17 protein-coding genes and 1 other RNA gene are annotated in these 24,191 nt (G+C 66.1%); 12 read left to right on the forward strand and 6 right to left on the reverse strand.

What is annotated here, in order from left to right; genetic code table 11:
* Nucleotides 1-450: 450 nt before the first annotated feature.
* Together ACCQ01_RS20755 and ACCQ01_RS20760 are read left to right on the forward strand one after the other, a co-directional pair.
* Nucleotides 451-2,976, forward strand: coding sequence for a TonB-dependent receptor (locus ACCQ01_RS20755; RefSeq protein ID WP_228434041.1), 2,526 nt, complete (start codon nt 451-453; stop codon nt 2,974-2,976).
* Between the two features lie 68 nt (nt 2,977-3,044).
* Entirely contained in the window at nt 3,045-4,073 is a 1,029-nt protein-coding gene (locus tag ACCQ01_RS20760; protein ID WP_228434040.1) for a phospholipase C/P1 nuclease family protein, read from the forward strand.
* A 205-nt stretch (nt 4,074-4,278) separates the two neighbouring features.
* Here ACCQ01_RS20760 and ACCQ01_RS20765 read toward each other — a convergent pair whose 3' ends face one another.
* Entirely contained in the window at nt 4,279-5,547 is a 1,269-nt protein-coding gene (locus ACCQ01_RS20765; protein WP_228434039.1) for an MFS transporter, read from the reverse strand.
* Between the two features lie 97 nt (nt 5,548-5,644).
* Here ACCQ01_RS20765 and ACCQ01_RS20770 point away from each other — a divergent pair, with 97 nt between their 5' ends.
* Complete coding sequence (locus ACCQ01_RS20770; RefSeq protein ID WP_228434038.1) at nt 5,645-6,532, forward strand: LysR family transcriptional regulator; 888 nt, start codon at nt 5,645-5,647, stop codon at nt 6,530-6,532.
* Nucleotides 6,533-6,818: 286 nt separating this feature from the next.
* Here the strand turns inward: ACCQ01_RS20770 and ACCQ01_RS20775 are convergent, their stop codons facing one another.
* Complete coding sequence (locus ACCQ01_RS20775; protein WP_228434037.1) at nt 6,819-7,688, reverse strand: hypothetical protein; 870 nt, start codon at nt 7,686-7,688, stop codon at nt 6,819-6,821.
* 134 nt (nt 7,689-7,822) lie between these two features.
* On the opposite strand from ACCQ01_RS20775, the gene ACCQ01_RS20780 reads away from it, so the two are divergent.
* On the forward strand, nt 7,823-7,975 hold the full coding sequence (locus tag ACCQ01_RS20780; RefSeq protein WP_228434061.1) for a hypothetical protein: 153 nt from the start codon (nt 7,823-7,825) through the stop codon (nt 7,973-7,975).
* Between the two features lie 16 nt (nt 7,976-7,991).
* Here ACCQ01_RS20780 and ACCQ01_RS20785 read toward each other — a convergent pair whose 3' ends face one another.
* On the reverse strand, nt 7,992-8,798 hold the full coding sequence (locus ACCQ01_RS20785) for a TatD family hydrolase (RefSeq protein WP_228434036.1): 807 nt from the start codon (nt 8,796-8,798) through the stop codon (nt 7,992-7,994).
* A gap of 252 nt (nt 8,799-9,050) precedes the next feature.
* On the reverse strand, nt 9,051-9,968 hold the full coding sequence (locus ACCQ01_RS20790; protein ID WP_011035553.1) for a LysR family transcriptional regulator: 918 nt from the start codon (nt 9,966-9,968) through the stop codon (nt 9,051-9,053).
* Nucleotides 9,969-10,095: 127 nt separating this feature from the next.
* On the opposite strand from ACCQ01_RS20790, the gene ACCQ01_RS20795 reads away from it, so the two are divergent.
* The 7 genes from ACCQ01_RS20795 to ACCQ01_RS20825 all read left to right on the forward strand — a co-directional run bounded on the left by ACCQ01_RS20795 (nt 10,096) and on the right by ACCQ01_RS20825 (nt 20,050).
* Complete coding sequence (locus ACCQ01_RS20795) at nt 10,096-11,148, forward strand: Rieske 2Fe-2S domain-containing protein (RefSeq protein ID WP_228434035.1); 1,053 nt, start codon at nt 10,096-10,098, stop codon at nt 11,146-11,148.
* A gap of 17 nt (nt 11,149-11,165) precedes the next feature.
* Nucleotides 11,166-12,125, forward strand: a complete 960-nt coding sequence (locus ACCQ01_RS20800; RefSeq protein ID WP_228434034.1) for a PDR/VanB family oxidoreductase — start codon at nt 11,166-11,168, stop codon at nt 12,123-12,125.
* Nucleotides 12,126-12,579: 454 nt separating this feature from the next.
* Entirely contained in the window at nt 12,580-13,893 is a 1,314-nt protein-coding gene (locus tag ACCQ01_RS20805; RefSeq protein ID WP_228434033.1) for an NCS2 family permease, read from the forward strand.
* A 121-nt stretch (nt 13,894-14,014) separates the two neighbouring features.
* Complete coding sequence (locus tag ACCQ01_RS20810; RefSeq protein WP_228434032.1) at nt 14,015-15,583, forward strand: adenosine deaminase family protein; 1,569 nt, start codon at nt 14,015-14,017, stop codon at nt 15,581-15,583.
* A 129-nt stretch (nt 15,584-15,712) separates the two neighbouring features.
* Nucleotides 15,713-16,876, forward strand: a complete 1,164-nt coding sequence (locus ACCQ01_RS20815) for a nucleoside hydrolase (protein ID WP_228434031.1) — start codon at nt 15,713-15,715, stop codon at nt 16,874-16,876.
* A 133-nt stretch (nt 16,877-17,009) separates the two neighbouring features.
* On the forward strand, nt 17,010-18,470 hold the full coding sequence (locus tag ACCQ01_RS20820; RefSeq protein WP_228434030.1) for an AtzE family amidohydrolase: 1,461 nt from the start codon (nt 17,010-17,012) through the stop codon (nt 18,468-18,470).
* Nucleotides 18,470-20,050: a gamma-glutamyltransferase family protein gene (locus ACCQ01_RS20825; protein WP_228434029.1), complete on the forward strand. Its 1,581-nt coding sequence runs from the start codon at nt 18,470-18,472 to the stop codon at nt 20,048-20,050. Before ACCQ01_RS20820 ends, ACCQ01_RS20825 begins: the two co-directional genes overlap by 1 nt.
* A gap of 601 nt (nt 20,051-20,651) precedes the next feature.
* Here ACCQ01_RS20825 and ACCQ01_RS20830 read toward each other — a convergent pair.
* Nucleotides 20,652-20,726: non-coding RNA, sX9 sRNA (locus tag ACCQ01_RS20830), on the reverse strand.
* A 158-nt stretch (nt 20,727-20,884) separates the two neighbouring features.
* On the opposite strand from ACCQ01_RS20830, the gene ACCQ01_RS20835 reads away from it, so the two are divergent.
* The gene (locus tag ACCQ01_RS20835; RefSeq protein WP_228434028.1) at nt 20,885-21,439 is read left to right on the forward strand and encodes a DUF2199 domain-containing protein; all 555 of its coding nucleotides are present in this window, start codon (nt 20,885-20,887) and stop codon (nt 21,437-21,439) included.
* A gap of 204 nt (nt 21,440-21,643) precedes the next feature.
* Here ACCQ01_RS20835 and ACCQ01_RS20840 read toward each other — a convergent pair whose 3' ends face one another.
* Entirely contained in the window at nt 21,644-24,142 is a 2,499-nt protein-coding gene (locus ACCQ01_RS20840) for a S9 family peptidase (RefSeq protein ID WP_372358908.1), read from the reverse strand.
* Between the last annotated feature and the right edge of the window lie 49 nt (nt 24,143-24,191).

Consider the following 24,191-nt stretch of genomic DNA (forward strand, 5'->3'; position numbering starts at 1 on the left):
CACGGGAGATGGCCTTTCAATTGGGGTGCGCGGTGCGATTCCAAGCACAGGCGCATCTGCCTGCATCGCGGTTGCGCTCGTCTCCTGGTTACACGCTGCGCGCGTGAGGCGCGGCACCCGGTCAAGCACCTGTTCGCGATCGCCGAGCTCAAGCTGCAGGCCAATGCCTTGGGCGTGCGCAAGCTGGATCTTGGCGCGTTCACTCCCACAGGCACGCTGCCCCGCATTTGATTCGTCTTGGCGAACTCCACCATCACTGATGCAAAGTGCAACGCCGCAGCCGATGCGAGCGCCAGCGCAGGGCGCGCTGATGACAGAGCGAAGTAAAGCCTGCACACGTCACAGTTCCACGCACTGCATCGGCGTTTTTGCGTGATCTGCCGCACACGCAACGCATCTGCAATATGACATCGCGAAAGTGACGCGCTCCCCCGCTCGCCCATGCCCGCCATGCCAACCACCGACATCCGGATCGCCTCCGGACTGCGTCGCGCCCCGCTGCGTCTTTGCCTGCCCCTCGCACTTGCCTCCACGCTTGCCGGACCGGCGCTGGCGCAGCAGACCACCGCTTCAATGCCGGCACGTGCGGCCGACGACGGCATCTTTTCGCTCGACCGCATGATCGTCACCGGCGCCGGCCAGGCACAGAGCCAGTTCGAAGCGTCCTATGCGATCACCTCGATGACCGCCGAACAGATCGACAAACTGGCGCCGCTCAACCTGACCAGCCTGATCGGTTCGATGCCGGGCATCTACGCCGAATCCACCGGCGGCGAAGTGCAGAACGTGTACCGCATCCGTGGCATTCCCGATGAAGGCTCGTTTGCGGTGATCCAGGAAGACGGTATCAGCCCGTATCCGGACAACAACGGCTATTTCTACAAGACCGAAGGGCTAGTGCGCCCGGACTTGATGGTCGAATCGGTGGAGACCGTGCGCGGCGGGCCCTCGCCGATCTTCGCCTCCAATGCCGCGGCCATCGTCAACTTCGTCACCCGCCAGGGCGGCGACACGCCCGAAGGCGCAGTGCGCACCACCGTGGGCGATACCGGCCTGTATCGGCTCGATGGCTACTGGTCGGGCAAGCTGGCGCAAGACTGGTACCTGGCCGCCGGCGGCTTCGTGCGCCGCAACGATGGTTACCGCGATGTGGGCTTTCCTGCCGATGAGGGCGGCCAGTTCCGCATGAACCTCACGCACACGCTGGACCACGGCAAGATCACCTTCACCGCCAAGCATCTGGACGACAAGAACGCGTTCTACATGCCGATCCCGCTGTATGACCCGCGCGACACCACGCGGTCGCTGGACCCGTTGATCGACCGCTTCACCGGCACCTTGAGCGCGCCGCAACTGCAGCGCGCCACGATTATTTCCAGCGATGCCAACGGCCAGCCGCAACGCGAGGCGCGCGATCTTTCCGACGGCCGCCACATGAAATTCAACCATCTGGGCGCGAACCTGGACCTGGCGTTCGACAACGGCTGGAGCCTGTCCAACAAGGCGGTGGTCAATCGCCTGGACATGACCTTCGACGCGCTGTATTCCAGCAACGCGCCGCAGGATGCCACCGCCTATGCGAACAGCCGCCGTGCGGCCGCGAGCGCAGCGTTTCCGGGCCTGACACGGCTGGGCTACGTGTACACCGACGATGGCAGGCGCTTCGATCCGGCCAGCACCGACGGGCTGGTGATCCAGGGCCAGTACCGTGCGATGGATGTGCGCGCCGATTCCATCGCCGACGATCTGCGCCTGCACCGCAGCTTCGACTGGGGCGGCGACACCCACGACATCACGCTGGGCCTGTATGGCGCCTATTACGCGCGTTCCTACAACTCGCGCTACCAGAGCTATCTGTTTGAAATGCGCCAGAACCCGCGCAGCATCGACCTGCTCGGCTATGACGCCAATGGTGCGGTTGTCGGCGGCGTCACCCAGGACGGCGTGGTGATCTACGGCGCCGATCGGATCCAGGGCAAGGCCTACACCAGCATGCTGGCGCCCTATATCGCCGATACCTGGCAGGTGACCGACAAGCTGCGCCTGGAAGGCGGCGTGCGCCACGAGCGCTATCGTTACCGCGCCTGGGCCATGGCCCGCACCACCGGCACGTTGGGCATTCCAGACACCCTGGCCGACGATGCCGCACGGCTGTTCACCGGTGCCCGCACGCAGACCGCGCTGGATGTTGGCGTGACCAACTGGACCGCCGGCTTCAACTACGACTTCACCCCGATTGTCGGTGTCTACGGCCGCGCCTCGCGTGCGCACCGCGCGCCCAGCGAGGGCGCCAACGAAGGCAACGTCAACATCCCCACCGCCGAACAGTACGAGTTGGGCACCAAGCTCAACTTCGCCACGCTGGATGTGTTCGCCACTGCCTTCTACACCAAGTACGACCCGTACAACATCGGCACCAGCGCGGTGAATCCGTTGACTGGTGCGGCCGAGTCCAAGGATTACCGTGGCAGCGTCACCAACCCGGGCGTGGAAGTGGCCGCGGTGTGGACGCCAGCGCAGTGGCTGCGCCTGGATGCCAATGTCACCTACAACGACACCGAGGTGTCCGACCTGACCGAAGTGGTGGCCAACGGCGCGGTGGCGGTGGTCGATGTGGACGGCAACATGCCCAACCGCCAGCCCAAGCTCTATGGCAACGTCGGGCCCACGCTGCTGTTCAGCACCGGCGCATTCGATTGGGAAACCTCGCTGCGCTACGCCTACGTGGGCAAGCGCTACGCCGACCTGGAAAACACCACCGAACTGGCCGCCTATCACACGCTGGCGGCCAACATCCTGGTGCGCAACGGGCCGTGGGATGTGCAGCTGGCGGTGGACAACCTCACCAACACCTTCGCGCTGACCGAAGGCAACCCGCGCACCGACACCATCTCCGGGCAAGGCACGCGCGAACCCATCTACGGGCGGCCGATCTACGAGCGCAACACCCGGCTGGTGGTGACCTACCACTTCTGAGCAGCACGGCCACCGCCGCTTTCGCGTGCGCCGCGGCCCTGCCCGGCGCGCGCCCGACCAGGATCCTTATGAAGCCTTCCCTGCTTGCTGCGGCCGTCCTGCTGACGGCCTGCTTCGCCCCCACGGCTGCGCTGGCCTGGGGAAAACGCGCTCACGCGGCGGTCGATACCGCGGCAATCCAGGCACTGCCCGACGACGGGCCGGTGTTTCTCAAGCGCCATGTGCAGGTGATTGCCGATGGTGCGGTGCTGCCCGATGGCTGGCGCAGCGAAAGCGAGCCGTTCCTCAAGATCGAAGAAGATCCCAACCACGGCTGGTTCCGCGAGCAGTTCGCATTCATGGCCAACCCGCCGCGCTCGCGCTATGCGTTCGTGCTGGCCTTGTACGACGAGCAGCGGCGCCTTGCACAACGCGACCCGGCCGCCGCCGAGCGCATGAATGTGCGCTGGGCCGGCACCTTGCCGTATGCAGCCACCGAAGGCTACGAACGCATCGTTGCCACCATGCGCCAGATCCGCGCGTTGCGTGCGGCCGGTGAGGACACGCGCGAACTGGAGCGCACCTGCGCGTTCCTGGTGAGCTGGTTTGCGCACTACATCGGTGACGGCGCGCAGCCGCAGCACGACAGCATCCACCACGATGGCTGGCAGGGACCCAATCCCCACGGCTACAGCACCGACCCGAAGGTGCACGGCAAGTTCGAGAGCGACTACGTCGACAAGATCGCACTTACCCCGCAGGACCTGCTGACCCGCATGCCGGCATTGGCGCATCAGGACGGCGATGTGTTCGAGCAGTTGCTGGGTTTTCTCGCCATCGGCACCGGCCGCGTCGAGCAGGTGTATCGCCTGGAAAAAGCCGGTGCGTTCGATGATGCCTCCCGCACCGACGGCCGCGCGATGGTCTACCTCACCGCCGGCGACGGCGCGGCGATGCTGCGCGATCTGCTGGTACGCGCGTGGCGCGAAAGCGCGCTGCAGCCGGTTCCCGTGCGCGGGCCGCGCAGCATGGATCCGGCGCATCCGCAGTACGACCCCAGCACCGGCAGCGCGCCTGCGCCGCGCTCACCAGCGTTGCCTGCAACGCAAACGCAGTAGCGCGATCTACCGGTGCGCGCGTGAGACGGCTCGCACGGTTGCCGTTGTTGGCACGTGGCGCGACGCGCGGATGCAATGGCGCGCGTAACCGGTGCGCGCAAAATCACAGGCCGCGAGGACTTGAGTGCCGACCTTGCGACAGAGCGCACGCAAGCACCCCGACCAACCGTACAGCGATCGCAGACAGCGCAGCGCCGCGCGGCGCTTATTCCCCGTGCGGCGGATGTGGCGCAAAGCGCCCATACGGGCGCGAGTCGTCCGCACTGCGGCGTAGCACCTGCGCCGCCAGCAAGGCCAGGGCGAGCAAGCTGCCGCAGAACGCCACCAGCGCGACCCAGCCGCCGTGCTGCCAGAACCAGCCGCTGACCGCGCCGACCAGGCTGGCACCGCTGTAGTAGGCCAGCAGATACAACGACGCTGCATGGCTACGCGCCGCACCGCCCAGCCGGCCCACCCAGGCGCTGGCCGACGAATGCGCAATGAAAAACCCGATCGTCAGCAACACCACCCCGGCGATCACCACCGGCAAGGCATGCGCCAGCGTCAACGCCACACCGGCCGCGGCGGTGAGCGTGCCGGCCAGCACCACCGGGCCCCGGCCGTAGCGGTCCGAGGCGGCACCGGCCACTGATGAAGACACGATGCCGAACACGTACGCGCTGAAGATCATGCCGATCTGGCTCTGGCTCAGGCCGTATTCCGCGCCGCCCAGGCGGAACCCGGCGTAGTTGTAGACGCTGACGAACACGCCCATCAACAGGAACGGGATCGAGAACAGCCACAACAACTGGCGGTTGCGCAGATGCCCGCCCCAGGCGCGCAGGTGGTAGTGCAGGTTGACGCCGTGCCGGCGCACGAAGTGGCGCGAGGGTGGCAGCAGCCACACGAACGCCGCCGCGCACAGCAGGTCGAACACGCTCAACACTGCCAGCGCGGTACGCCAGTCGTAGTGGTCGGTGAGCAGGCTCATCACGATGCGCCCGCTCATGCCGCCAAACGCGTTACCGGCCACGTACAGGCCGGTGGCCGCGCCCAGTTTGCTGGCCGGCAGCTCTTCGGCCAGATAGACCATGGCCACCGCCGGCACCCCGCCCAGCGCAATGCCGGACAAGGTGCGCACTGCCACCAGCGCGCCCCAGTGCGGCAGGAAGGCGGCGATCAGGTTGAGCACCGCGGCCAGCGCGATGGAGACGAACATCAGCCCGCGCCGGCCCAGGTTCTCCGACACCGCGCCGGCACCGAAGATCGCAATCGCCAGCGCGCCGGTGGCCAGCGACAACGGCAACGAGGCCGTGGCCGCATCCACGCCGAAGGTGCGGGCAAATTCCGGCAGCACTGGCTGCACGCTATACAGCAGCGAGAAGGTGGCAAAGCCGGCCAGGAACAACGCCAGGCGGATGCGGCCGGTTGCCGGCGTGTCTGCGGGCAGGGCGGCGGCGGACAGGGCGCCGGGGCGGCAATCGGAGGAAGACACAGGAGCGCAACCGAGACGTGGGACGGCGAGTGTTCGCCCCGGCCCACCCCCTGTCCAATATATGATTGTCGCAGCGCCCATATGCGAAACAGATACCTTGGAACTCCGCCACCTGCGCTATTTCCTGGCCGTTGCCGAAGAAGGCAACTTCACCCGCGCCGCCGCACGCGTGGGCATCGGGCAGCCGCCGTTGAGCCAGCAGATCCAGGCACTGGAACGCGACCTGGGCACGCCGTTGTTCCGTCGCACCCATGCCGGCGCCGAGCTCACCGCGGCCGGCGAGGCGTTCCTGGGCGAGGTGCGCCGGGTGTTGGTCGATGTGGAACGGGCTGCCGAAACCGCACGCCGCGTGGCGCGTGGCGAATCCGGCCGGCTGCGGCTGGGCTTCACCGCCTCGGCCGCGTTCAACCCGGTGGTGCCACGGCTGATCCGCGATTTCCGCCGGCAGTGGCCACAGGTGGAGCTGCTGCTGGAAGAAACCAACACCGCCGGCTTGCTGGTGGCCCTGGCCGAAGGAAAGCTGGATGCGGCGTTCGTGCGTTACGGCCTGAGTACGCCGCCGGACCTGCAGTTGCTGCGCTTTGCCGACGAACCGATGAAGATTGCCGTGCCCGCCGCGCACCGGCTTGCCGCGTTGGACAGTGCACCGTTGGCGGCGCTGGCCGGCGAGCCGTTCATCCTGTTTCCGCGCAGTTTTGGTTCGAGTCTCTACGACGAGATTCTCGCCGCCTGCCGGCAATCCGGCGTGACCTTGCGCATCACCCAGGACGCGCCGCAGATGTCGTCCATCGTCAATCTGGTCGCCGCCGAATTGGGCATCTCGGTGGTGCCCGCCTCCACCGCGCAACTGCAACTGCCCGGCGTGCGCTATCTGGACATCGAAGGACAAATGCCGCTGGCCCGGCTCGCCTTGGCGGTGTCGCCCGGTGCCTTGGAGACCGCGCCATTGGTACGGCATCTGTGGGCACTGGCAACGCTGATCTAGCGCTGGCAGCACAACCACGACACCGCGACGTTTTTGTTTGATGCTCTTGAACGATGTGGACCCTGGACCCTGGTCACTGCCGACTGCATGCACTGACCGCGAGGGGCCGATGCTCACTGCAGACATCGTTTGAAGTAGGAACCCGTCATTTTCAGACCATCGAAGTCCGGGGTAGTTCCGGGTTGTTATTCGCGGTAGCGGAGACAAAGACAGAACTTACGTTGCTACGCTTCGAAACACCAATCGCCACCCCATGGAGACCATTGAGGCTCTGCGGGCTCGCTCGTCAAGAAATGCCATCGCTGTCGCCACTATGCATCCCAGGATCGCCTACCGCCCTCCGCCTGCTCGGTGAGTAACCATCCTTTAGGACAGCAGCCAATGCGGGTTGCATATAATGATAATAGCCCAGCTCTTGACCTCGAAGCATCGTTTCAAACGATGCCGTTACACTATCGAAGTAAGCGATAGCATTCCCGTAGGAGCCGTTGTAGTCGATGCCGGTGCCATTGGCATCAACACCCGTCAGTTCATTCAAGATGCCTTCCAAATCTTTTATATTTGAATCGATACCATCCAAAATTTCGTTGTTATCGTCTCGGATCGAGAGTTCGCTTTTCACTATTTTCAGCCGACCCAAGAAATCGGTCGCTTTTGCAAGATGTGATTCCAGTTTTTTTTGATTACTGATATTTTTCTCGAATTTCAGCAATTGGCGGTCAATTTGGTCAAGGCGGCGCTCATTGATATCGCCACCTTCATCGCCGATGCTCTCCAACGCCTGTTTGTTCCGGTCAATGATTCCCTTGAGAATATTCAGATTGCGCGCTTGCCATCCGCCGACATCTGTTTCCGCGCAGCGTTCCTGAAAACTCCGCCAATGACCATCCAGAGTTATCGCGCGTTGTAGCATCGATTGACGTTTCTCATCCAGATTCGATTGGAAGGGCGCCTGGGCCGTGGATTGGATCCTACGCCCGGAAGATCTGCGGGCCGGTCGCTCCAGCGATGACAGCCACATATCGGCAATCTGGCTTCCGGCGCAACTCTCGACGGCGCTATGCTCTTGCGGCCCGGGCGTCATGTTTCCTGCCTGCGGCATGGGGTTGCTGGTAGACGCTTCGACGGTGCCATGCTCGCGCAACTCGGGCGCCATGTTTGCAGCGGGTATGCGTAGGCAATTTCCCATGAGCTCATCTCCCATATCGTTTGCAAATGTTAGTCAATGCCGCTCACGCCGCAACCACGCCGACGGAAGGTCCACTTGCATATGCGAAGTTCCGGCCTGCCATGAAGCAGACTAATCGTGCCGACCAGGCGCGGCGCTGGTTTCCGCAACAGCGGCAGCTACCCTGGGCCGATGGTTTACGGATCAGCGTGGATGCACCGCAACCGGGGCTGCGGCTACGCGACGCGCAAGGGTGGGAATTGCTGGCGGCGTGATCCGCCGCCGCTCGACTCAGGCAGCGACCGCAGGCGCGGGCAAACGGAAAAACGCACGTGCTGCCGCCGTGCTGTTGGCCGCGGTCAGTGCCACGTCCTCACCACGATCGCGTGCGAGTTCTTCCACGATATGCGACAGAAACATCGGCTCGTTGCGGCGGTCCTTGGGCATCGGCTTGAGTGTGCGCGGCAGCAGGTAAGGCGCGTCGGTTTCGATCATCAACCGGTTGGCCGGGATCGAGCGCACCAGCTCGCGCAGATGCGCACCACGGCGCTCGTCGCAGAGCCAGCCGGTGATGCCGATGTAGTAATCGCGGTCCAGGTAATCGAACAGTTCTTCGCGCGTGCCGGTGAAGCAATGCACCACGGCCGGGCCCAGGCGACCATCGAAGCTGCGCATGATCGAGAGGAAATCCTCATGCGCATCGCGCTGGTGCAGGAACAGCGGTTTGCCGTTATCGGCGGCCAGCTGCAGCTGCCGTTCGAAGGCCTTGTGCTGGGCCGGGCGCGGCGCGAAATCGCGGTAATAATCCAGCCCGCATTCGCCCACCGCCACCACCTGCGGCTGCGCCTGCAGCGCGCGCATTTCCCGCTCGCATTCGGCGGTGAATTCCACTGCATGGTGCGGATGCACGCCGGCGGTGGCGTAGAGAAATCCGGGGTGCTGCTGCGCCAGCTGCAGGGCCAGCGGCGAATGCTCCCGGCTGGCACCGGTGATCACCAGCTGCGCCACACCGGCATCGCGCGCGCGTTGCAACACGGCGTCGCGATCGCGATCGAAGGAGTCATGGGTGAGGTTGGCGCCGATATCGATCAACTGCATGGTGCGGGTGTCGTGTGGGGGAAGCCTGGCAAGTTTAACTAACGGAAGTTGTATGCGCTTGGCGTCCCTTCTCCCATCGGGAGAAGGTGGCGCGCAGCGCCGGATGGCGCCTCCTGCATCTGTCAGTGCCTGCAGTGACAACGCGTCGCCACGCGCCTTCAGAAGTGCTGCACCGACTGCTGCGCCGCCGTACCCTCACCCCTATCCCGCAGGAGACGGGCTTTGCTCCCTTCTTCCAAGCGGCAGCGCGCCCTACCCCACCGCCGGTACCGCCATCGCGTCGATCTTCGCCGCCAGCGCCTGGATCGCCAGCTGTGCCGAGCGCGAGAGCTGGCGCTGCGGGGCCACGCACAGGGCCAGGGTCATCGGTTTGGTCAGGTGCTGGCGGAACGGCACGAAGGCCAGGCGGCCGTCGGCCACATCGGGGGCGGCGTCCAGCCACGACATCAGGCCCACGCCGGCGCCAGCCCGCACCAGCCCACGCAGCGTGCGTACGTCGTTGCAGTGGGTGAGCCGCTTCACGTCGATATGCTGGCGCTGGTACAGCACCTTGGCGTGCTCGCCCACGATCAACGGGGCGGCCGGCAGCAGCAGGCGGTGCTCCAGCGTTTCGCTCAGCTGCAGCTCGCTGCGGCTGCTCAGCGGGTGGCCCACCGGCATCGCAATGCCGAGCGGGATGTCGGCGAACGCGCGTACCTCCAGGTCCACGCTGCTCACCGGGTCCAGCAGCAGGCCGATATCCACATCCGCCGAGGTCACCATCTCCATCACCCGCTGGTTGCGCGCGGTGGACAGGTTGAAGGTGATGCCGGGGTATTCCTGCACCAGCGCCGCCACTGCGGCCGGCACCACGCCCTCGCTGAGCGCGTCGATCATGGCGATCTCCACGTGCCCGCGGCGCAGCCCCTTGAGCTCGTCGAAGCGCTCCAGCGTGCGCGCATAGGCCTTCTCCCACTGGCGCACATCCACCAGCAGCAGCTCGCCGGCGGCAGTGAGACGCAGCCGCCCGGGCAGGCGTTCGAACAGCTGCGCGCCCAGCTCTTCTTCGGCCTTGAGGATCTGCCGGTCGATCGCCGAGGCGGACACGTGCAGCACGTCCGATGCCTTGCGGATGCTGCCGCAGCGGGCCACTTCGATGAAGTAGCGGGTGAAGCGGGAGAAGGTCAGCATGGGGCGGGGCTCGGTTAGCCGTTGCATTTTTTGCAATGGCTTGGCGGAAAAACGATGTTTGATCACACACCCCCGGCTTCCTAGAGTCAATCCGGCACCGCTCCCGCCTTACGCCAGAGACCGCCCCATGGATGTCGCCGTCCCCGCCCTGCCGCTGCACTGCACCTTTGAGGCCGCCGACTGGCAGCGCCTGGCCCAGCACTGGCACGCGGTGGCGCTGAGCAGCGAGGTGAGCGAGGCGCCGTTCAAGGCCATGCTGCTGGACGAGCCGTTGGTGCTGTACCGGCTGGGCGCCGAGCTGGTGGCCGCGCGCGATGTCTGCCCGCATCGCGGCGTGCCGCTGAGCATGGGCAGCGCCGATGGCGCCGGGGTGGTGTGCGCCTATCACGGGCTGCGCTTCGGCGCGGGCGGGCGCTGCAACCACATTCCGGCCAGCCCGAATCAGAACATCCCCGCCAAGATGCGCCTGCACACCTATGCGGTGGCCGAGCGCTACGGGCTGATCTGGGTGTGCCTGGCCAAACCGGCCGGGGTGAGCGCGGCCGAGGTGCAGATCCCGCCGATGCCGGGTTGGGACGAAGACGGCTTCCAGCAGATCGTGTGCCCGGGCTTCGACATCGCCGGCAGCGCCGCGCGGCAGCTGGAAGGCTTTATCGACGTGGCGCATTTCGCCTTCGTGCACACCGCCACTTTCGCCCAGCCGGACAAGCGCGAAGTGCCGGCCTACACCACCACCGAAACGCCGACCGGTTTCAACGCCGATTACCTCAGCAGCGTGGCCAACTATTCGGTGGACATGCCGCTGCCGGACGTGGACCCCGGCTTCCAGTGGCTGCGCCATTTCGAAGTGCATCTGCCGTTCACCGCCACGCTCACCATCCACTTCCCGGTGCCGGGCAAGCGCTTGGTGATCATGAACGCGGCCAGCCCGGTGTCCAAGCACAAGACCCGGCTGCTGGTGCCGATCGCGCGCAACTTCGATACGCATCTGCCGGTGGAAGACGTGCATGCCTTCAACCTGCGCGTATTCGAGGAAGACCGCGCGATGGTGGAAGCGCAGCGCCCCGAATACCTGCCGCTGGACCCGCTGCTGGAAGTGCACATCCCCGCCGATCGCAGTTCGATCGCCTATCGCCGTGGCCTGCGCGGCCAGGGCTATAGCGACTTTTTCCTGCGTTGACCGGCGAGGATGACGGCATGAGCCTGCATGAGGTGCGTGTGGCGGAAGTCGTCGACCAGGGGCATCGCCAGCGGGCGATCCGGCTGGAGCCGATCGGCGCGGAATTGCCGGCGTTCGAAGCCGGCGCGCATGTGGACCTGCACCTGCCCGACGGCTTGATCCGCCAGTACTCCATCGCCAGCGCGCCGCATGCGCGCGACCATTACCTGTTGTGCGTGAAGCTGGCCGATGCCTCGCGCGGCGGCTCGCGGCATCTGTGCGAACAACTCGCGGCCGGCGACCGGCTGCAGATCTCCACGCCGCGCAACCTGTTCCCGTTACACCCGGGCGAACGCCATGTGCTGCTGGCCGCCGGCATCGGCATTACTCCGCTGCTGTCGATGGCCGAGGCGCTGGAGGCGCGCGGCGAGGCCTTCGTGCTGCACTACTACGCGCGCCGGCAGGCGGATGTGGCCTTCGGGCAGCGCCTGCAGCAGGGTTTCCAGCACGGCCAGGTGCAGGTGCATCTGAGCGATGACGGCGAGAGCCCGCGTGTGCACATCCCCACCGAACTGCGCCAGGCACGCACGCGTGACCAGCTGTATCTGTGCGGGCCGGCCGCGTTCATGGATCACTTCAGCGCGCTGGCCCTGGCGCAGGGCTGGGCGCCGGCGCAGCTGCATCGCGAACACTTCGCCGCGGTCGCGCCGGCCGTGCCGCACGCCGCCGACGACGCCTTCGAAGTGGAGCTGTCCGCCAGCGGGCGCGTGGTGCAGGTGGCGGCCGATTGCAGTATCGCCAATGCGCTGATGGCCGCAGGCGTGGAGGTGCCGCTGTCGTGCGAGCAAGGCATGTGCGGGGCCTGCCTGACCGGCGTGCTCGATGGCGTGCCCGATCACCGCGACAGCGTGCTCAGCGACAGCGAACACGCGCAAAACACGCAGATCACCCTGTGCTGTTCGCGCAGCCGCACGCCCCGGCTGGTGCTGGACCTTTGAGCACGGCGACAAGGCCGACAGGTGATGCGACCGACGCGGCAGCGATCAACGCAGGCGCGTTGGCGATGCTAAAACACGCTGTGATCCATGTCCCCGCTAGCGATCCCTGCCATCACTGGTACCGCTGCGTCACGCTCGCCGCCATCCAGCGAGAGTCACGAGTCAGCTATTGCGATTGCCGGGTTCCGGGTGCGATGCAGACATCAGCACGCTCCGGCTTGCCGCCCAGGCACACGCGTGGCGCAACGGCGCGCTGCAACCTTCCCATCAAGCGTTGCCAACCAACGCGATCCACAGGCCACTGCCCATTTCGGGCACCACGTCCACGGCATGCAAAGGCGCACAGTGCAAGATACGCGGCCCGCGCTTATGCGCCGGTGCCTGCGTTCGATGAGATGTTGCGGATGACACTGTTCTGCTGTGCCGCCGCTTGCCGGCCGCTGGGGCGCGCCTGATGCGCTGGCCCAACTTTGCGCTTGCCGCCAACGGCAGCAACGTGCGCACCGAGCTGCTGGCCGGCGCCACCACCTTCCTTACGATGGCCTACATCGTGTTCGTCAACCCGGACATCCTGGCCACTACCGGCATGGACCACGGCGCGGTGTTCGTGGCCACCTGCCTGGCCGCGGCATTCGGCTCGGTGGTGATGGGCCTGCTGGCCAATTACCCGATCGGCATGGCGCCCGGCATGGGCTTGAACGCCTTCTTCGCCTTCAGCGTGGTGGGCACCCTGGGCTACAGCTGGCAACAGACGCTGGGCCTGGTGTTCGTGTCCGGCTGCGTGTTCCTGCTGCTCACCCTCACCGGCGCGCGCCGGTGGCTGGTCGACGGCATCCCCACCACGTTGCGCAGCGCAATCGCCGCCGGTATCGGCCTGTTCCTGGCGGTGATCGGCCTGCAGAAAGCCGGGCTGGTGGTGGCCCACCCGCAGACCTTGATCACCCTGGGCGACCTGCACCGGCCCGAGCCCTTGCTGGCGTTGGCCGGGTTGCTATTGATCGGTGTGCTGGAGCTGCGGCGCGTGCGCGGGGCGATGCTGCTCGGCATCCTGGCGGTCACCGCTGCGGCGCTCGCACTCGGGCTGGTGCAGTACCAGGGCGTGATCGCGCTGCCGCCGAGCCTGGCACCCACCTTGCTGCAACTGGATATTGCCGGTGCCCTGCAGGGCCACGCTGGCGAAGGCGCATTGACCGCGGTACTGCACGTGGTTCTGGTGTTCGTGCTGGTAGAGATGTTCGATGCCACCGGCACCTTGATGGGGGTGGCGCAGCGCGCCGGCTTGCTGCGCACCGCAGCCCAGCGGCGGCAGTTCGACCGCGCCCTGCTCGCCGACAGCAGCGCCATCCTGGCCGGCTCGCTGCTTGGCACCTCCAGCACCACGGCTTATGTGGAAAGCGCCGCTGGCGTGCAGGTGGGTGGGCGCACCGGGCTGACCGCGCTGGTGGTGGCCGCGCTGTTCCTGCTGGCCCTGCTGTTCTCGCCGCTGGCAGCCATGGTGCCGGCCTACGCCACCGCACCGGCGTTGCTGTATCTGGCGGCAGTGATGCTGCGCGAGTGCGCGCATCTGCAGTGGGACGATGTCGGCGAAGCGTTGCCGGCCGCCATGTGCATGCTGGCGATGCCCTTCACCTATTCGATCGCCAATGGGTTGGCGTTGGGCTTCATCACCTATGCGGTGCTCCGGCTGGGCAGCGGGCGTTGGCGTGAAGTGCATCCAGCCACCTGGGCCATCGCCGGCCTGTTCGTGCTGCGCTATGCACTGGAGTGACGCGCCCGCACCGCGCTGTCTGCAGGCGCGCAGCGCGCTGGCCGTGCAACGCACTGCAAGGCAAGCTATTCCTCCGCTGGGCGCACGTGCGCGCCGGTACACCCTTTTGCGAGTTTTCTGGATGCCCATGCTGCGTCGTTGTCTGATCCTCACCGTGTGCGCGCTGCTGCCCGCACTTGCGCAGGCGCGCCAAACGCCTACGCCGGCACAATCGCGCGAGCAGCAGGTTGCGCAGTTGTTTCGCGATGCGGCCGGCCAATCGGCGCAACTGCGCAGTTGGTTGCAGGCCATGCCCAAGGGCGGCGACCTGCATAACCACCTCTCCGGCTCGGTGTATGCCGAGGACTACCTGCAGTGGGCCAGCGAAGACGGCGCCTGCGTGCAGCTGGACGACCTGAGCCTGCGCGCACCGCCGTGCGTGGCCGGCCAGGTGCCCGCACGCGGGCTGGCCACGCGCGATGCCGCGTTGTATGGCCGCGTGGTGGATGCCTTGTCGATGCGCAATCACCTGGCCAGCCCATCCCAACCCAGCGGGCACGGGCAGTTCTTCAGCACCTTCGGCAAGTTCGATGCGGTGGTGCGCGCACGCGTGGCCGACACCGTGGCCGCCGTGCTGGAGCAGGCCGCGCGCGACCGCGTGCCGTACGTGGAAATCATCGCCAACCCGCCGCAGATGGACGACGCCGCGCAGCGCATGCAGGCGCTGCCCTGGCATGGCACCGACGATGCCGCCAACCTGCGCGAACTGCAGGACGCGCTGCCGCCGCTGGTGCAGGCCGCGCAGCGCAGTCTTGCCGACCTCGACGCGCAGGTGCGCCGCGTCCTGCAGTGTGACCAGGCGCAGCCACGCGCGGCCTGCCAGGTGCAGTACCGCTATGTGCCGTATGTATTGCGTGTGCTGCCTGCGCCGCGGGTGTTCGGGCAGATGGCGCTCGCTCATGCGCTCGTGGCCGCCGGCGGCAGCCGCGCGGTGGCGGTGAACATCGTCGCGCCCGAGGACAACCCGGTGGCAGTGGCCGATTACGCGCGCCACATGGCGATGTTCCGGTTCTTTGCACGGCGCTACCCCGGCGTGCCGTTGTCCTTGCATGCCGGCGAGCTGACCCTGGGCCTGGTGCCACCCGCGCAGCTGCGCTCGCATATCCGCCAGGCGGTGGATGCCGGCGCGCGGCGCATCGGTCATGGCGTGGATCTGCCTTACGAAGACGACGCGGAAGGGCTGCTGCAGCGCATGCGCCGCGACCAGGTGGCGGTGGAGATCAACCTCACCAGTAACGATGTGATCCTGGGCGTTACCGGGGCCGCGCATCCGTTGGCGATGTATCTGCGCGCCGGTGTGCCGGTGGTGCTCTCCACCGACGATGCCGGCGTGTCGCGCGCGGACATGACCCATGAATATCAACGCGCCGTGCAGGAGCAGGGCATCGACTACCCCACGCTCAAACAACTCGCCCGCAATGGCCTGACGTACAGCTTCCTGCCGGGCGCGAGCCTGTGGAGCGCCGACGGTAAAGCTGCGCAGGCCTGCGCCACTGCATTACAGCGCGAAACCGATGATGCTGGGTGCCAAGCATTTCGCCAGAGCAGCGAGAAGGCACGGCTGCAATGGCAGCTTGAAATCGATCTGGCGCAGTACGAGCGCATGCTGATGGAGCAGCGCAAAGTGCAGACAACACCAGCTGACGCATAACCCATAGGAGCGCGCTTGCGCGCGAAGAGGCTTCACCGATAACGCCTCATCGCGCGCAAGCGCGCTCCTACAACGCGACTTCCGCTGCATCGCCGCTGCAATACATTTTCCCTCCATGACGACAGCGCAATGACCCACTCGCACGCCGCCCCATCCAAACGCCGCGTCATCCTCGAAGACGACATCGACGGCTTCACGCCGGCGCAGTTGCTGTTGCTGCAGTCGCCAGAGGTCGAGGTGCTCGGCATCAGCGCGGTCAGCGGCAACATCTGGCGCGATGAGGTGATCGCACACAGCTGCCGCCTGCTGGAACTGGCCGGGCAGCCGCACATTCCGGTGCATCCCGGCCCGGTGCATCCGCTGCTCAACAGCGAGCTGGTCACCGAACGGTGGGAGGCGCTGTACGGCAAGCTGGTGTGGAAAGGTGCATGGACCAAACACTGGGTGGATGGCGACACCGTGCAGAGTGCGCCGCGTTATCACGCGCACGACGTGGTGCCCGATCTGCAACTGGGCAACCCCAGCGTGGTGCGTGCATCCGACGAACCGGCGGCGTTGTTCATGCTACGCATGGTGCGCCAGTACCCCGGCGAGGTGAGCATCATTGCCACCGGCCCGTTGACCAACCTGGCCCTCGCGCAGGCGCTAGACCCGGCCTTCGCCACGCTGGCACGCGAACTGGTCTACATGGGCGGCAGCCTCAATCCACGGCAGCAGCGCGATAGCGTGAGTGCGCGCCAATTTGCGCGCGAGTTCGTCAACTCGCCACGCCGCGAATTCAACATCCGCTGGGATCCGGAAGCCGCCAGCATCGTCATGCGTGCACCGTGGCGGAAGATCACCATGGTGCCGGTGGATCCCTCCACCGCCACCGAACTCACGCCGGAGCTATTGGCGCGCATGAGCGCGGCCGATACCCCCATCGGCCACGCATTGCGTCGCCGCGAAACCGGCTTTCCGATGTGGGATGAGCTGGCCACCGCGGTGTGGCTGCGCCCCGAATTGGCAACGCACACCGAAACGCTCTACGTCGATACCAATACCGCTTTCGATGCCGGCTATGGCGACATCTTGTCGTGGGCGCCGGGCTACCAGCCGGGCCTGGGCGAACAGGCACAGACGGTGGTGCATGCTGTGGATGTGGAAGCGTTCGAGCAGTTGCTGATCGATCACCTCACTGCACCGCAATCACCAGCAGTGGGTTTACCGCTCCCCCTTCTCCCATCGGGAGAAGATGCCCGAAGGGCGGATGAGGGTACGGCAACTGAGAAAAATGCTGCGCCAGTTGAGTAGGTGGCAAGCAAGGTAAACGCGTACCTGATACATCTCCAACTAGCGGGGCACCCTCACCCCAACCCCTCTCCCGGCGGGAGAGGGGCTTGGACGACACCCACACCCGCAACTCCCAGCAACCCAAGGTGACCCCATGCAACTCCCAGCGCAGTGGCAGGCCGGCATCGATCGCAATACCGAGGTCCTGCGTGGCCACGCGCAGCTGCTCGCCAGCTTCAACGCCCCGCGCCCCGCATCACCGGACACAAGCACTTCGCGCGGGCAGATCGCTTCCATCGTCGGCAGCACGCGCAGCCAGCCCGCACAGGCGGCGCGCCTGGCCACCCAGACACTGGGCCGCATCAATCAGGCCAACGACGGCCTGCATGCCATCACCCGCTTGTTGCCGGCGCGCGCCGCGGCCGATGCCGCGCGCGTGCAGGCCGCGCTGGCCGGCGGCAGCGATGGCGGCGCGCTGGCCGGCGTGCCGTTCGTGGTCAAGGATCTGTTCGATGTGGCCGGGCAGGTCACCACCGCTGGTGCTGTGCTGCGCGCACAAAGCGCGCCGGCCACGCGCGATGCGGCCGTGGTGCAGCGCCTGAGCGATGCCGGTGCAGTGCTGGTGGGCACCGCCAACATGGACGAATTCGCCTACGGCTTTGCCACGGTCAATGCGCATTACGGCACCACCGCCAATCCGCACAACCATCGCCATCTGGCTGGCGGCTCGTCCGGTGGCTCGGCCGCCGCGGTGGCGGCTGGATGGGTGCCGTTTGCACTGGGCTCGGACACCAATGGTTCGATCCGCGTGCCGGCTGCCCTGTGCGGCGTGTACGGGTTGCGACCGACCCACGGCGCGCTGCCGTTGCAGGGCGTGTTCCCGTTCGTGGATGCGCTGGATGTGGTGGGCCCGTTCGCGACCTCGGTTGCCGACTTGCGCCGCGTCTACGAAGTGATGCACGGGCACCCGTTGCCCGCTTGCAGCGTGGAGACGCTGCGCATCGCGCAATTGGGCGGCTGGTTCCAACGCAATCTCGATCCCGAGCTGGAGGCCGGCCTCGGCACGCTGCTCACCGCGATCGGCAGCACCACTAGCATGGAGTTGCCGGACGCCGAACGCGCGCGCGCCGCCGCCTTCGTGCTCACCGCCGCCGAAGGCGGGCACCGCCATCGCAGCAGCCTGAGCACACAGGCCGACCAATTCGACCCAGCCACCCGCGACCGCCTGTTGGCCGGCTTGCAATTGCCGGCCAGCGCGGTGGCCGATGCACAGCAGTTCGCGCAGTGGTTCGCGCGGGCCATGCGCATGCTGTGGGACCGTGTGGATGTGTTGATCGCGCCGGCCACACCTGGCGTGGCGCCACGCATCGACCAAGAGAGCATCATCATCGATGGCCTGCCGGTCTCGGCGCGCGCCAACCTGGGCATCTTCACCCAGCCACTTGGGCTGGCCGCCTGCCCGGTGCTGGCCGCGCCGCTACCGCGGCCGGGTCGCTTGCCGCTGGGCGTGCAGCTGATTGCCGCGCCAGGCCGCGAAGACCGTCTGTTCGCGCTGGCCGCGCAACTCGAACGCGATGGGCTGCTCGCGTTCAGCGCACCGGCGGAGACACGCTGATGCTGCACACCTTGCGCGCACGCCGCGGCATGGTGGTCGCGCCTCACCATCTGGCCGCGCAGGCCGGGCGCGACATCCTGCGCGCCGGCGGCAACGCCATCGAAGCAGCGGTGGCCACCGCCGCCTGTCTGGCCGTGGTGTATCCGCACATGACCGGCATCGGCGGCGATGGCTTCTGGCTGATCCACGAACCTGACGGCCGCGTACACGCCATCGACGCCTGCGGCCGCGCCGCACAGGCGGCCACGCTGGACTTCTATCGCGGCCACACCCACATCCCGTGGCGCGGCCCGGGCGCTGCCAATACCGTAGCCGGCACCGTCTCCGGCTGGGCACTCGCGCTCCAGCACGGCGGTGGCACGCTTCCGCTGCAGCAGCTGCTGGAAGAGGCCATCCACCATGCCGAGGTGGGCGTGCCGATCACACTCGGCGGCGCGCACATCGCCGCCAGCAAGGGCGATGAACTGCGTTGCCTGCCGGGCGCCTATGCAAGTATCTTCGAGCCGCGCGGCGCGCCCCTGCACGAGGGCGCCGTGCTGCAGCAACCGCAGCTCGCGCGCACCCTGCAACGGCTGGCGCACGATGGCCTGGACAGTTTCTACCGCGGCGCGCTCGCCGATGACATCGCCGCCGACCTACGCACACTCGGCAGCCCGTTGCATGCGGATGACCTGGCCGCACACACCGCCGAGGCCAGCGTGCCGCTCTCAGTCGCCATCGCCGGTGCACGTTTGTATAACCACGCACCGCCCACGCAAGGGCTGGCCTCGCTGTTGATCCTGGCGCTGTTCGACCGCCTGCCGGCCACGCAGGCAGACAGCTTCGCGCACCTGCATGGCTTGATCGAAGCCACCAAACAGGCGTTCCTGATTCGCGACGCCCACATCGGCGACCGCGCCTGGATGACGCTCGACGCACAAGCCCTGCTCGACGACAGCGCTGCGCTGGACGCACTGGCCGCGCGCATCGACCTGCACGCGGCCCTGCCCTGGCCACAGCCTTCGCAGGCGGGCGACACCGTCTGGTTCGGCGCCATCGACGCGCAGGGCCGCGCGGTGAGCTGCATCCAGTCCACCTATTTCGAATTCGGCTCCGGCCTGGTGCTGCCGCATACCGGCATCACCTGGCAAAACCGCGGCTGCAGCTTTCGCCTCGCCACCGACGGCTGGAATGCACTCGCCCCAGGGCGTAAACCGTTCCACACCCTCAACCCCGCCCTGGCCACCTTCGACGATGGCCGCGTCATGGCCTACGGCACCATGGGCGGCGAAGGCCAACCGCAAACCCAGGCCGCTCTGTTCTCGCGCTACGCCCACTTCGGCATGCCGCTGCAACAAGCCATCACCGCACCGCGCTGGCTGCTGGGCCGCACCTGGGGCGACGACAGCACCACGTTGAAGCTGGAAGACCGCTTCGACCCGGCCGTGGTGCAAGCACTGCGCGACGCCGGCCACGCCGTCGAACTGTTACCGGCCTATAGCTCGGTGATGGGCCACGCTGGCGCCCTGGTGCGTGAGGTCACCGGCGTGGTGAGTGGTGCGAGCGACCCAAGATCGGACGGTGCGGCGGCTGGGTGGTGAGGGTTGGGTGCGACCTCTCGTGCTTTTTCGTCAGCCAGCCCGGATGATGGGTTTACAACGCACTGCCATGGAAGCGCAAAGATCATGCTGACGCACCCAGACAACACAGCACAGCAACATCGCCCTGCCAGCTCCTACCATTCTTGCGTCGTGTCTGTTTTTAGGCTGGTCGCAGGGTGCCGGGGACGCAACCCAGCCCTTTTTGCACCATCTGGCGTCATCCGTGCCCGTTGCCCGTGGCTCATTTCGGTCCCGTTATTGCTGGTCGCGGCCTCAGTCTGCGCCAGCAGCACCATGTGCACGTTCCGGCCTTCCAGTGACGCGTCCCGTTACGAACTTGAGTTCCTGGGCTATGGCGAGATTCAGCAAGTTTTATTCCGCTGGCCTGGCTCGGCGTCGCCAAGCAGCCTCCCAGGTGGCTCCTACAAGGTGCTGTCATTCGACGAGCGCAGTGCAACCATTGATCTTGTTTATCGGAGCCCCGGTGATCCGGATCTCCCGCCTTCCTTTACTCTCAACGGCACTGGAAAACAGGTGCATCTGCGTACCGCGGACGCAGCCATTTCAGGCGAGCTGGATTGTGCGCACTGAGGCTTAGGGCGGCTAACAAAACGTAGTGAGCAGCCGTCAGGTGGGCGCGGACGGCGCAGAGGAACCGGGGTGTACGTGGGTACATGCCGATTCCGAGCACCGGCCGCTCCCGCCTGGCGGCTGCGCAGTCGTTTTGATAGCTGCTCTTAGGGCCGCTGAGCTAGCAGACACGGCACACGGTGCCGATCCCGATAGCCGCTGAGCGATTGCGTGGCAAGATGATGCGCACCCATCCGCATTGCGTTGAGACACAAGACATCCATCACCATGCATCATTTTGTTTGCCACACCTGCGGTTCCACACACGAAGGGTTACCCACCGATCATGGCTGGACACTGCCGGACGTGGTGTGGGCCATCCCGGAGCAGGAACGGGCTAATCAAGCCAAGTTCGACAGCGATCTCTGCCAGCTGGGCGAGCGCTACTTCATCCGCTGCGTCTTGAAGCTTCCATTCAATGAGCAGCGTGACTTTTTTAGCTGGGGCATTTGGGTGGAAGTGGCGAAGCAGGACTTCTGGCGTTATGTCGAGCTGTACAACGCGGACGGAAGGAGTGAACCGGCCATCTCGGGCGCGATCGCCAACATGATCTCCGGCTATCCGCCAACGCTCGGGCTTCCGGTCATGGTGCAGTTTCAAACAAGTACGAGCAGGCCCTCGGTGATCGTACCGAACGGCAGCGACCATCCATTGGCAGCCGAACAAATCGGCGGCATCAGCAATCAGCGCCACCACGACATGCTGGTCGCCACCGGTTCACTGCCGTCGCATCATCCTGCATCTGCTCAGCCTGCCTGATATCCAGCGCTTCCCAACAGCATGGGCAAGACCACGCAATCTGTTTGCGATCGCAGCACGCTCAGCGTGCGTCCCCGCGATGCAAGGGGACGTCACGCGAGGGACCAGCACGGCACGTGATCAATCGCCCGCCGCGCTGGTCTGCAAGTTGGAGCGCGGCGCCTGCTCAGCCGTTCCGCGCGCCATTCTTCAGGTTGCCGATATCTAGCGTTTTGGCGCTTGTTCGCGCGGTGGCGCATTCTTCACATAGCGATCGAACCAGTCGAGCATTTCCGCCACCAGGTCCTCGTTGGATTCGCGCGCGGTGTACCAGTGCGGTTCGAATGGCAGCAGCACCAGACGCGCAGTGCCACCGTTGCCGCGGATCGCCTGGAACAGGCGTGGCGCCTGCGTGGTTTCCGTGCCCGGGTTTGCGTCGTCCATGCCATGCACAATCAGCAACGGTTCGTTGATCTTGTCGGCATGAAAGAACGCCGACGCCTGTGCATAGACCTCGGGCGCCGCCCAGAACGAACGACGCTCGTTCTGGAAGCCGAACGGCGTCAGTGTCTTGTTGTAGCTGCCGCTGGTGGCGGCGCCGGCACGGAACAGATCGGTGTGCGCCAACAGGTTGGCCGTCATCAACGCGCCGTGGCTGTGGCCGGTGACGCCGATGCGTTGACGGTCAACCACACCCAGCTCCACGGCCTTGTCCACTGCGGCGGTGGCGTTGTCGACCAACTGCTGCAGATAGGTGTCGTAGGCGGTCTTGGGATCGCCGACGATCGGGAAGGCGGTTTCGTCGATGATGACGTAGCCGGCCAGCAACAGCAGCTGATAATCCCACAGACGCGTGAAGTCGCGCTCGCTGGCGCCGCTGACCTGGCCGGCTTTGGAGGGGTCGGCATAGTCCAGCGGGTAGGCATACAGGATCGCGGGCACACGCGTGCCTTCGGTGTAGCCGGGCGGCGTGTACAGAGTGAACGACAACTCCACGCCATCCTTGCGCTTGTAGGTCACCAGTCGCTTCTTGATTTGCCGTACCAACGGCGTGGCGTCCGGGAAGTGTGTGATCGGTGTGGCGGTGGAGGTATACGCCGCATCGCCTGCGGCTGCGGAGGGCAGCGGCTGGCCGAGCGTGCGCAGATGGATGTTGGGCGGCGCTGTCGGCGATTGGTACCAGGTCAACAGGCGTGAGGCGTCTTCGCCGGCAAACCCCACGAACAGTTCGTCGACATCGGCAGCGCTGCGGAATAGCCGCGTGGTCTTGCCGGTGGCCAGATCGTAGCGGTCCAGGAAGGGACGGTCACCCGCCGGCGAAGCGCCCTTGCCGCCCAGGAACAGCGCGCCTTGCTGCTCGCGCACCACGGATTGGCCGTTGCCCAGCGTCTGCAGGACCGGCTTGCCCGGATCGGCGTACAGGTCATCGGTGGAGAGATCGAACAGCACACGTCCGGCAACGCCAGGGTGGTCGGTGTCCAGCAGCGTGGTGCGTCGCCAATGGCGGTTCTCGTCATAGTCGTCCAGCAGCGCCTTTCCACCCTGGGCAAACCACGACAACCCGTCGAAGCGTTGCTGCACGCGTGCAATTTCGCGTGGTTTGGCGGTGAATGGCGCTGACAGGGTCAGCAGTTTGTCGCGTGCCGGCACCGTCGCTTTCCAGTCGCCGCCATCCAACGCTTCCGCCCAGATCAGCGTGGCCGGCTGATTGGCGCGCCAGGCATAGGCACGCGGTCCAGTTGCCACGCCTTGTACCGGCACACGGTCGGCGACCGGCAGCGTGGCCAGCACGCGCTCGCTGCCGTTGCGTCGGTCGAGCACCGCCACATCGCGCGCAAACCGCGCGTAGGTGGTGACATACGAATAAGGCCGCTTCAAGCGTTCCACCAGCACATGGTCCCCGTCCGGCGCACCATCGACCTCCGCGTACACGGCCGGTGCTGCCAGCTTGGTCACGCTGCCGTTGGCGACATTGACCGTGAGCAATTGTGAGGTTGCGTAATAGGTGAACAACGCCTCGTCTTCCGGGCTGGACAGCGTGTCGCGTGCTTCGTACGTGCTGCTCTCGCCCTTGCCCTGGATGGTCTCCTTGACCTCCGGGCCGGGCGGCACCGCTGCCTTGCGCGGCGCGGCGCCCAGGTCTTGCGGGACTGCCTTCACCAACAGCGTGTCGCTGCCGCCCAGCCATTGGATTTCGCCATCGAGCACTGGATTGAGCTGCACGCCATCGATACGGCGCACGCTGCCGGTGGCCACGTCGCCAAGCCATAACTCCACACGGTCGGCAGCGGTGTTGTTGAACGCGAAACGACGTCCATCCGGCGACCACACCGGTTGCGCGGGACACGCCTCGGCCGGCAGTGCGATGTCGGTCTGCTTGCCGCTCGCGATATCGACCAGGCTCAAACCCGCCAGGCAGGAGCGAATGCCATAGCTATTGCGCCTGTCGTGCCGACTATGTGTGCGCGGCTCGACCCGCACGCCAGCGAGCTTCAGATAGGGCTCGGCCACACGCGCAATCGGCGGATACGCAGTGCGCTGCGCCAGGAGCAGTGTCTTGCCCGTGGGATCCGGGAGTGATGAGGGATACAACGGCGCGCGCATCACGCTGAGCAATGGCTCCGGTGGTTGCCGGTAGCCGCCGTCGGGCGTTCCCGCAAACGCAGACGCTGCTAACAGGCTGGCAAGCACCAGCAACCCACTCCATCGGTGCGACGTGGCAATCATGGTGTCCCTTCGGAAAAATCACGAGCAGACCGTAGCAGGGCGCTGC

The organism is Xanthomonas sp. NCPPB 4037 (assembly GCF_041475695.2).
Classification (GTDB): domain Bacteria; phylum Pseudomonadota; class Gammaproteobacteria; order Xanthomonadales; family Xanthomonadaceae; genus Xanthomonas; species Xanthomonas campestris.

Coding starts and splice junctions, on each gene's coding strand:
- ACCQ01_RS20755 (WP_228434041.1), top strand. CDS start 451: ATGCCAACCACCGACATCCGGATCGCCTCCGGACTGCGTCGCGCCCCG.
- ACCQ01_RS20760 (WP_228434040.1), top strand. CDS start 3,045: ATGAAGCCTTCCCTGCTTGCTGCGGCCGTCCTGCTGACGGCCTGCTTC.
- ACCQ01_RS20775 (WP_228434037.1), bottom strand. CDS start 7,688: ATGGCGCCCGAGTTGCGCGAGCATGGCACCGTCGAAGCGTCTACCAGC.
- ACCQ01_RS20780 (WP_228434061.1), top strand. CDS start 7,823: ATGAAGCAGACTAATCGTGCCGACCAGGCGCGGCGCTGGTTTCCGCAA.
- ACCQ01_RS20785 (WP_228434036.1), bottom strand. CDS start 8,798: ATGCAGTTGATCGATATCGGCGCCAACCTCACCCATGACTCCTTCGAT.
- ACCQ01_RS20790 (WP_011035553.1), bottom strand. CDS start 9,968: ATGCTGACCTTCTCCCGCTTCACCCGCTACTTCATCGAAGTGGCCCGC.
- ACCQ01_RS20795 (WP_228434035.1), top strand. CDS start 10,096: ATGGATGTCGCCGTCCCCGCCCTGCCGCTGCACTGCACCTTTGAGGCC.
- ACCQ01_RS20800 (WP_228434034.1), top strand. CDS start 11,166: ATGAGCCTGCATGAGGTGCGTGTGGCGGAAGTCGTCGACCAGGGGCAT.
- ACCQ01_RS20805 (WP_228434033.1), top strand. CDS start 12,580: ATGCGCTGGCCCAACTTTGCGCTTGCCGCCAACGGCAGCAACGTGCGC.
- ACCQ01_RS20810 (WP_228434032.1), top strand. CDS start 14,015: ATGCCCATGCTGCGTCGTTGTCTGATCCTCACCGTGTGCGCGCTGCTG.
- ACCQ01_RS20815 (WP_228434031.1), top strand. CDS start 15,713: ATGACCCACTCGCACGCCGCCCCATCCAAACGCCGCGTCATCCTCGAA.
- ACCQ01_RS20820 (WP_228434030.1), top strand. CDS start 17,010: ATGCAACTCCCAGCGCAGTGGCAGGCCGGCATCGATCGCAATACCGAG.
- ACCQ01_RS20825 (WP_228434029.1), top strand. CDS start 18,470: ATGCTGCACACCTTGCGCGCACGCCGCGGCATGGTGGTCGCGCCTCAC.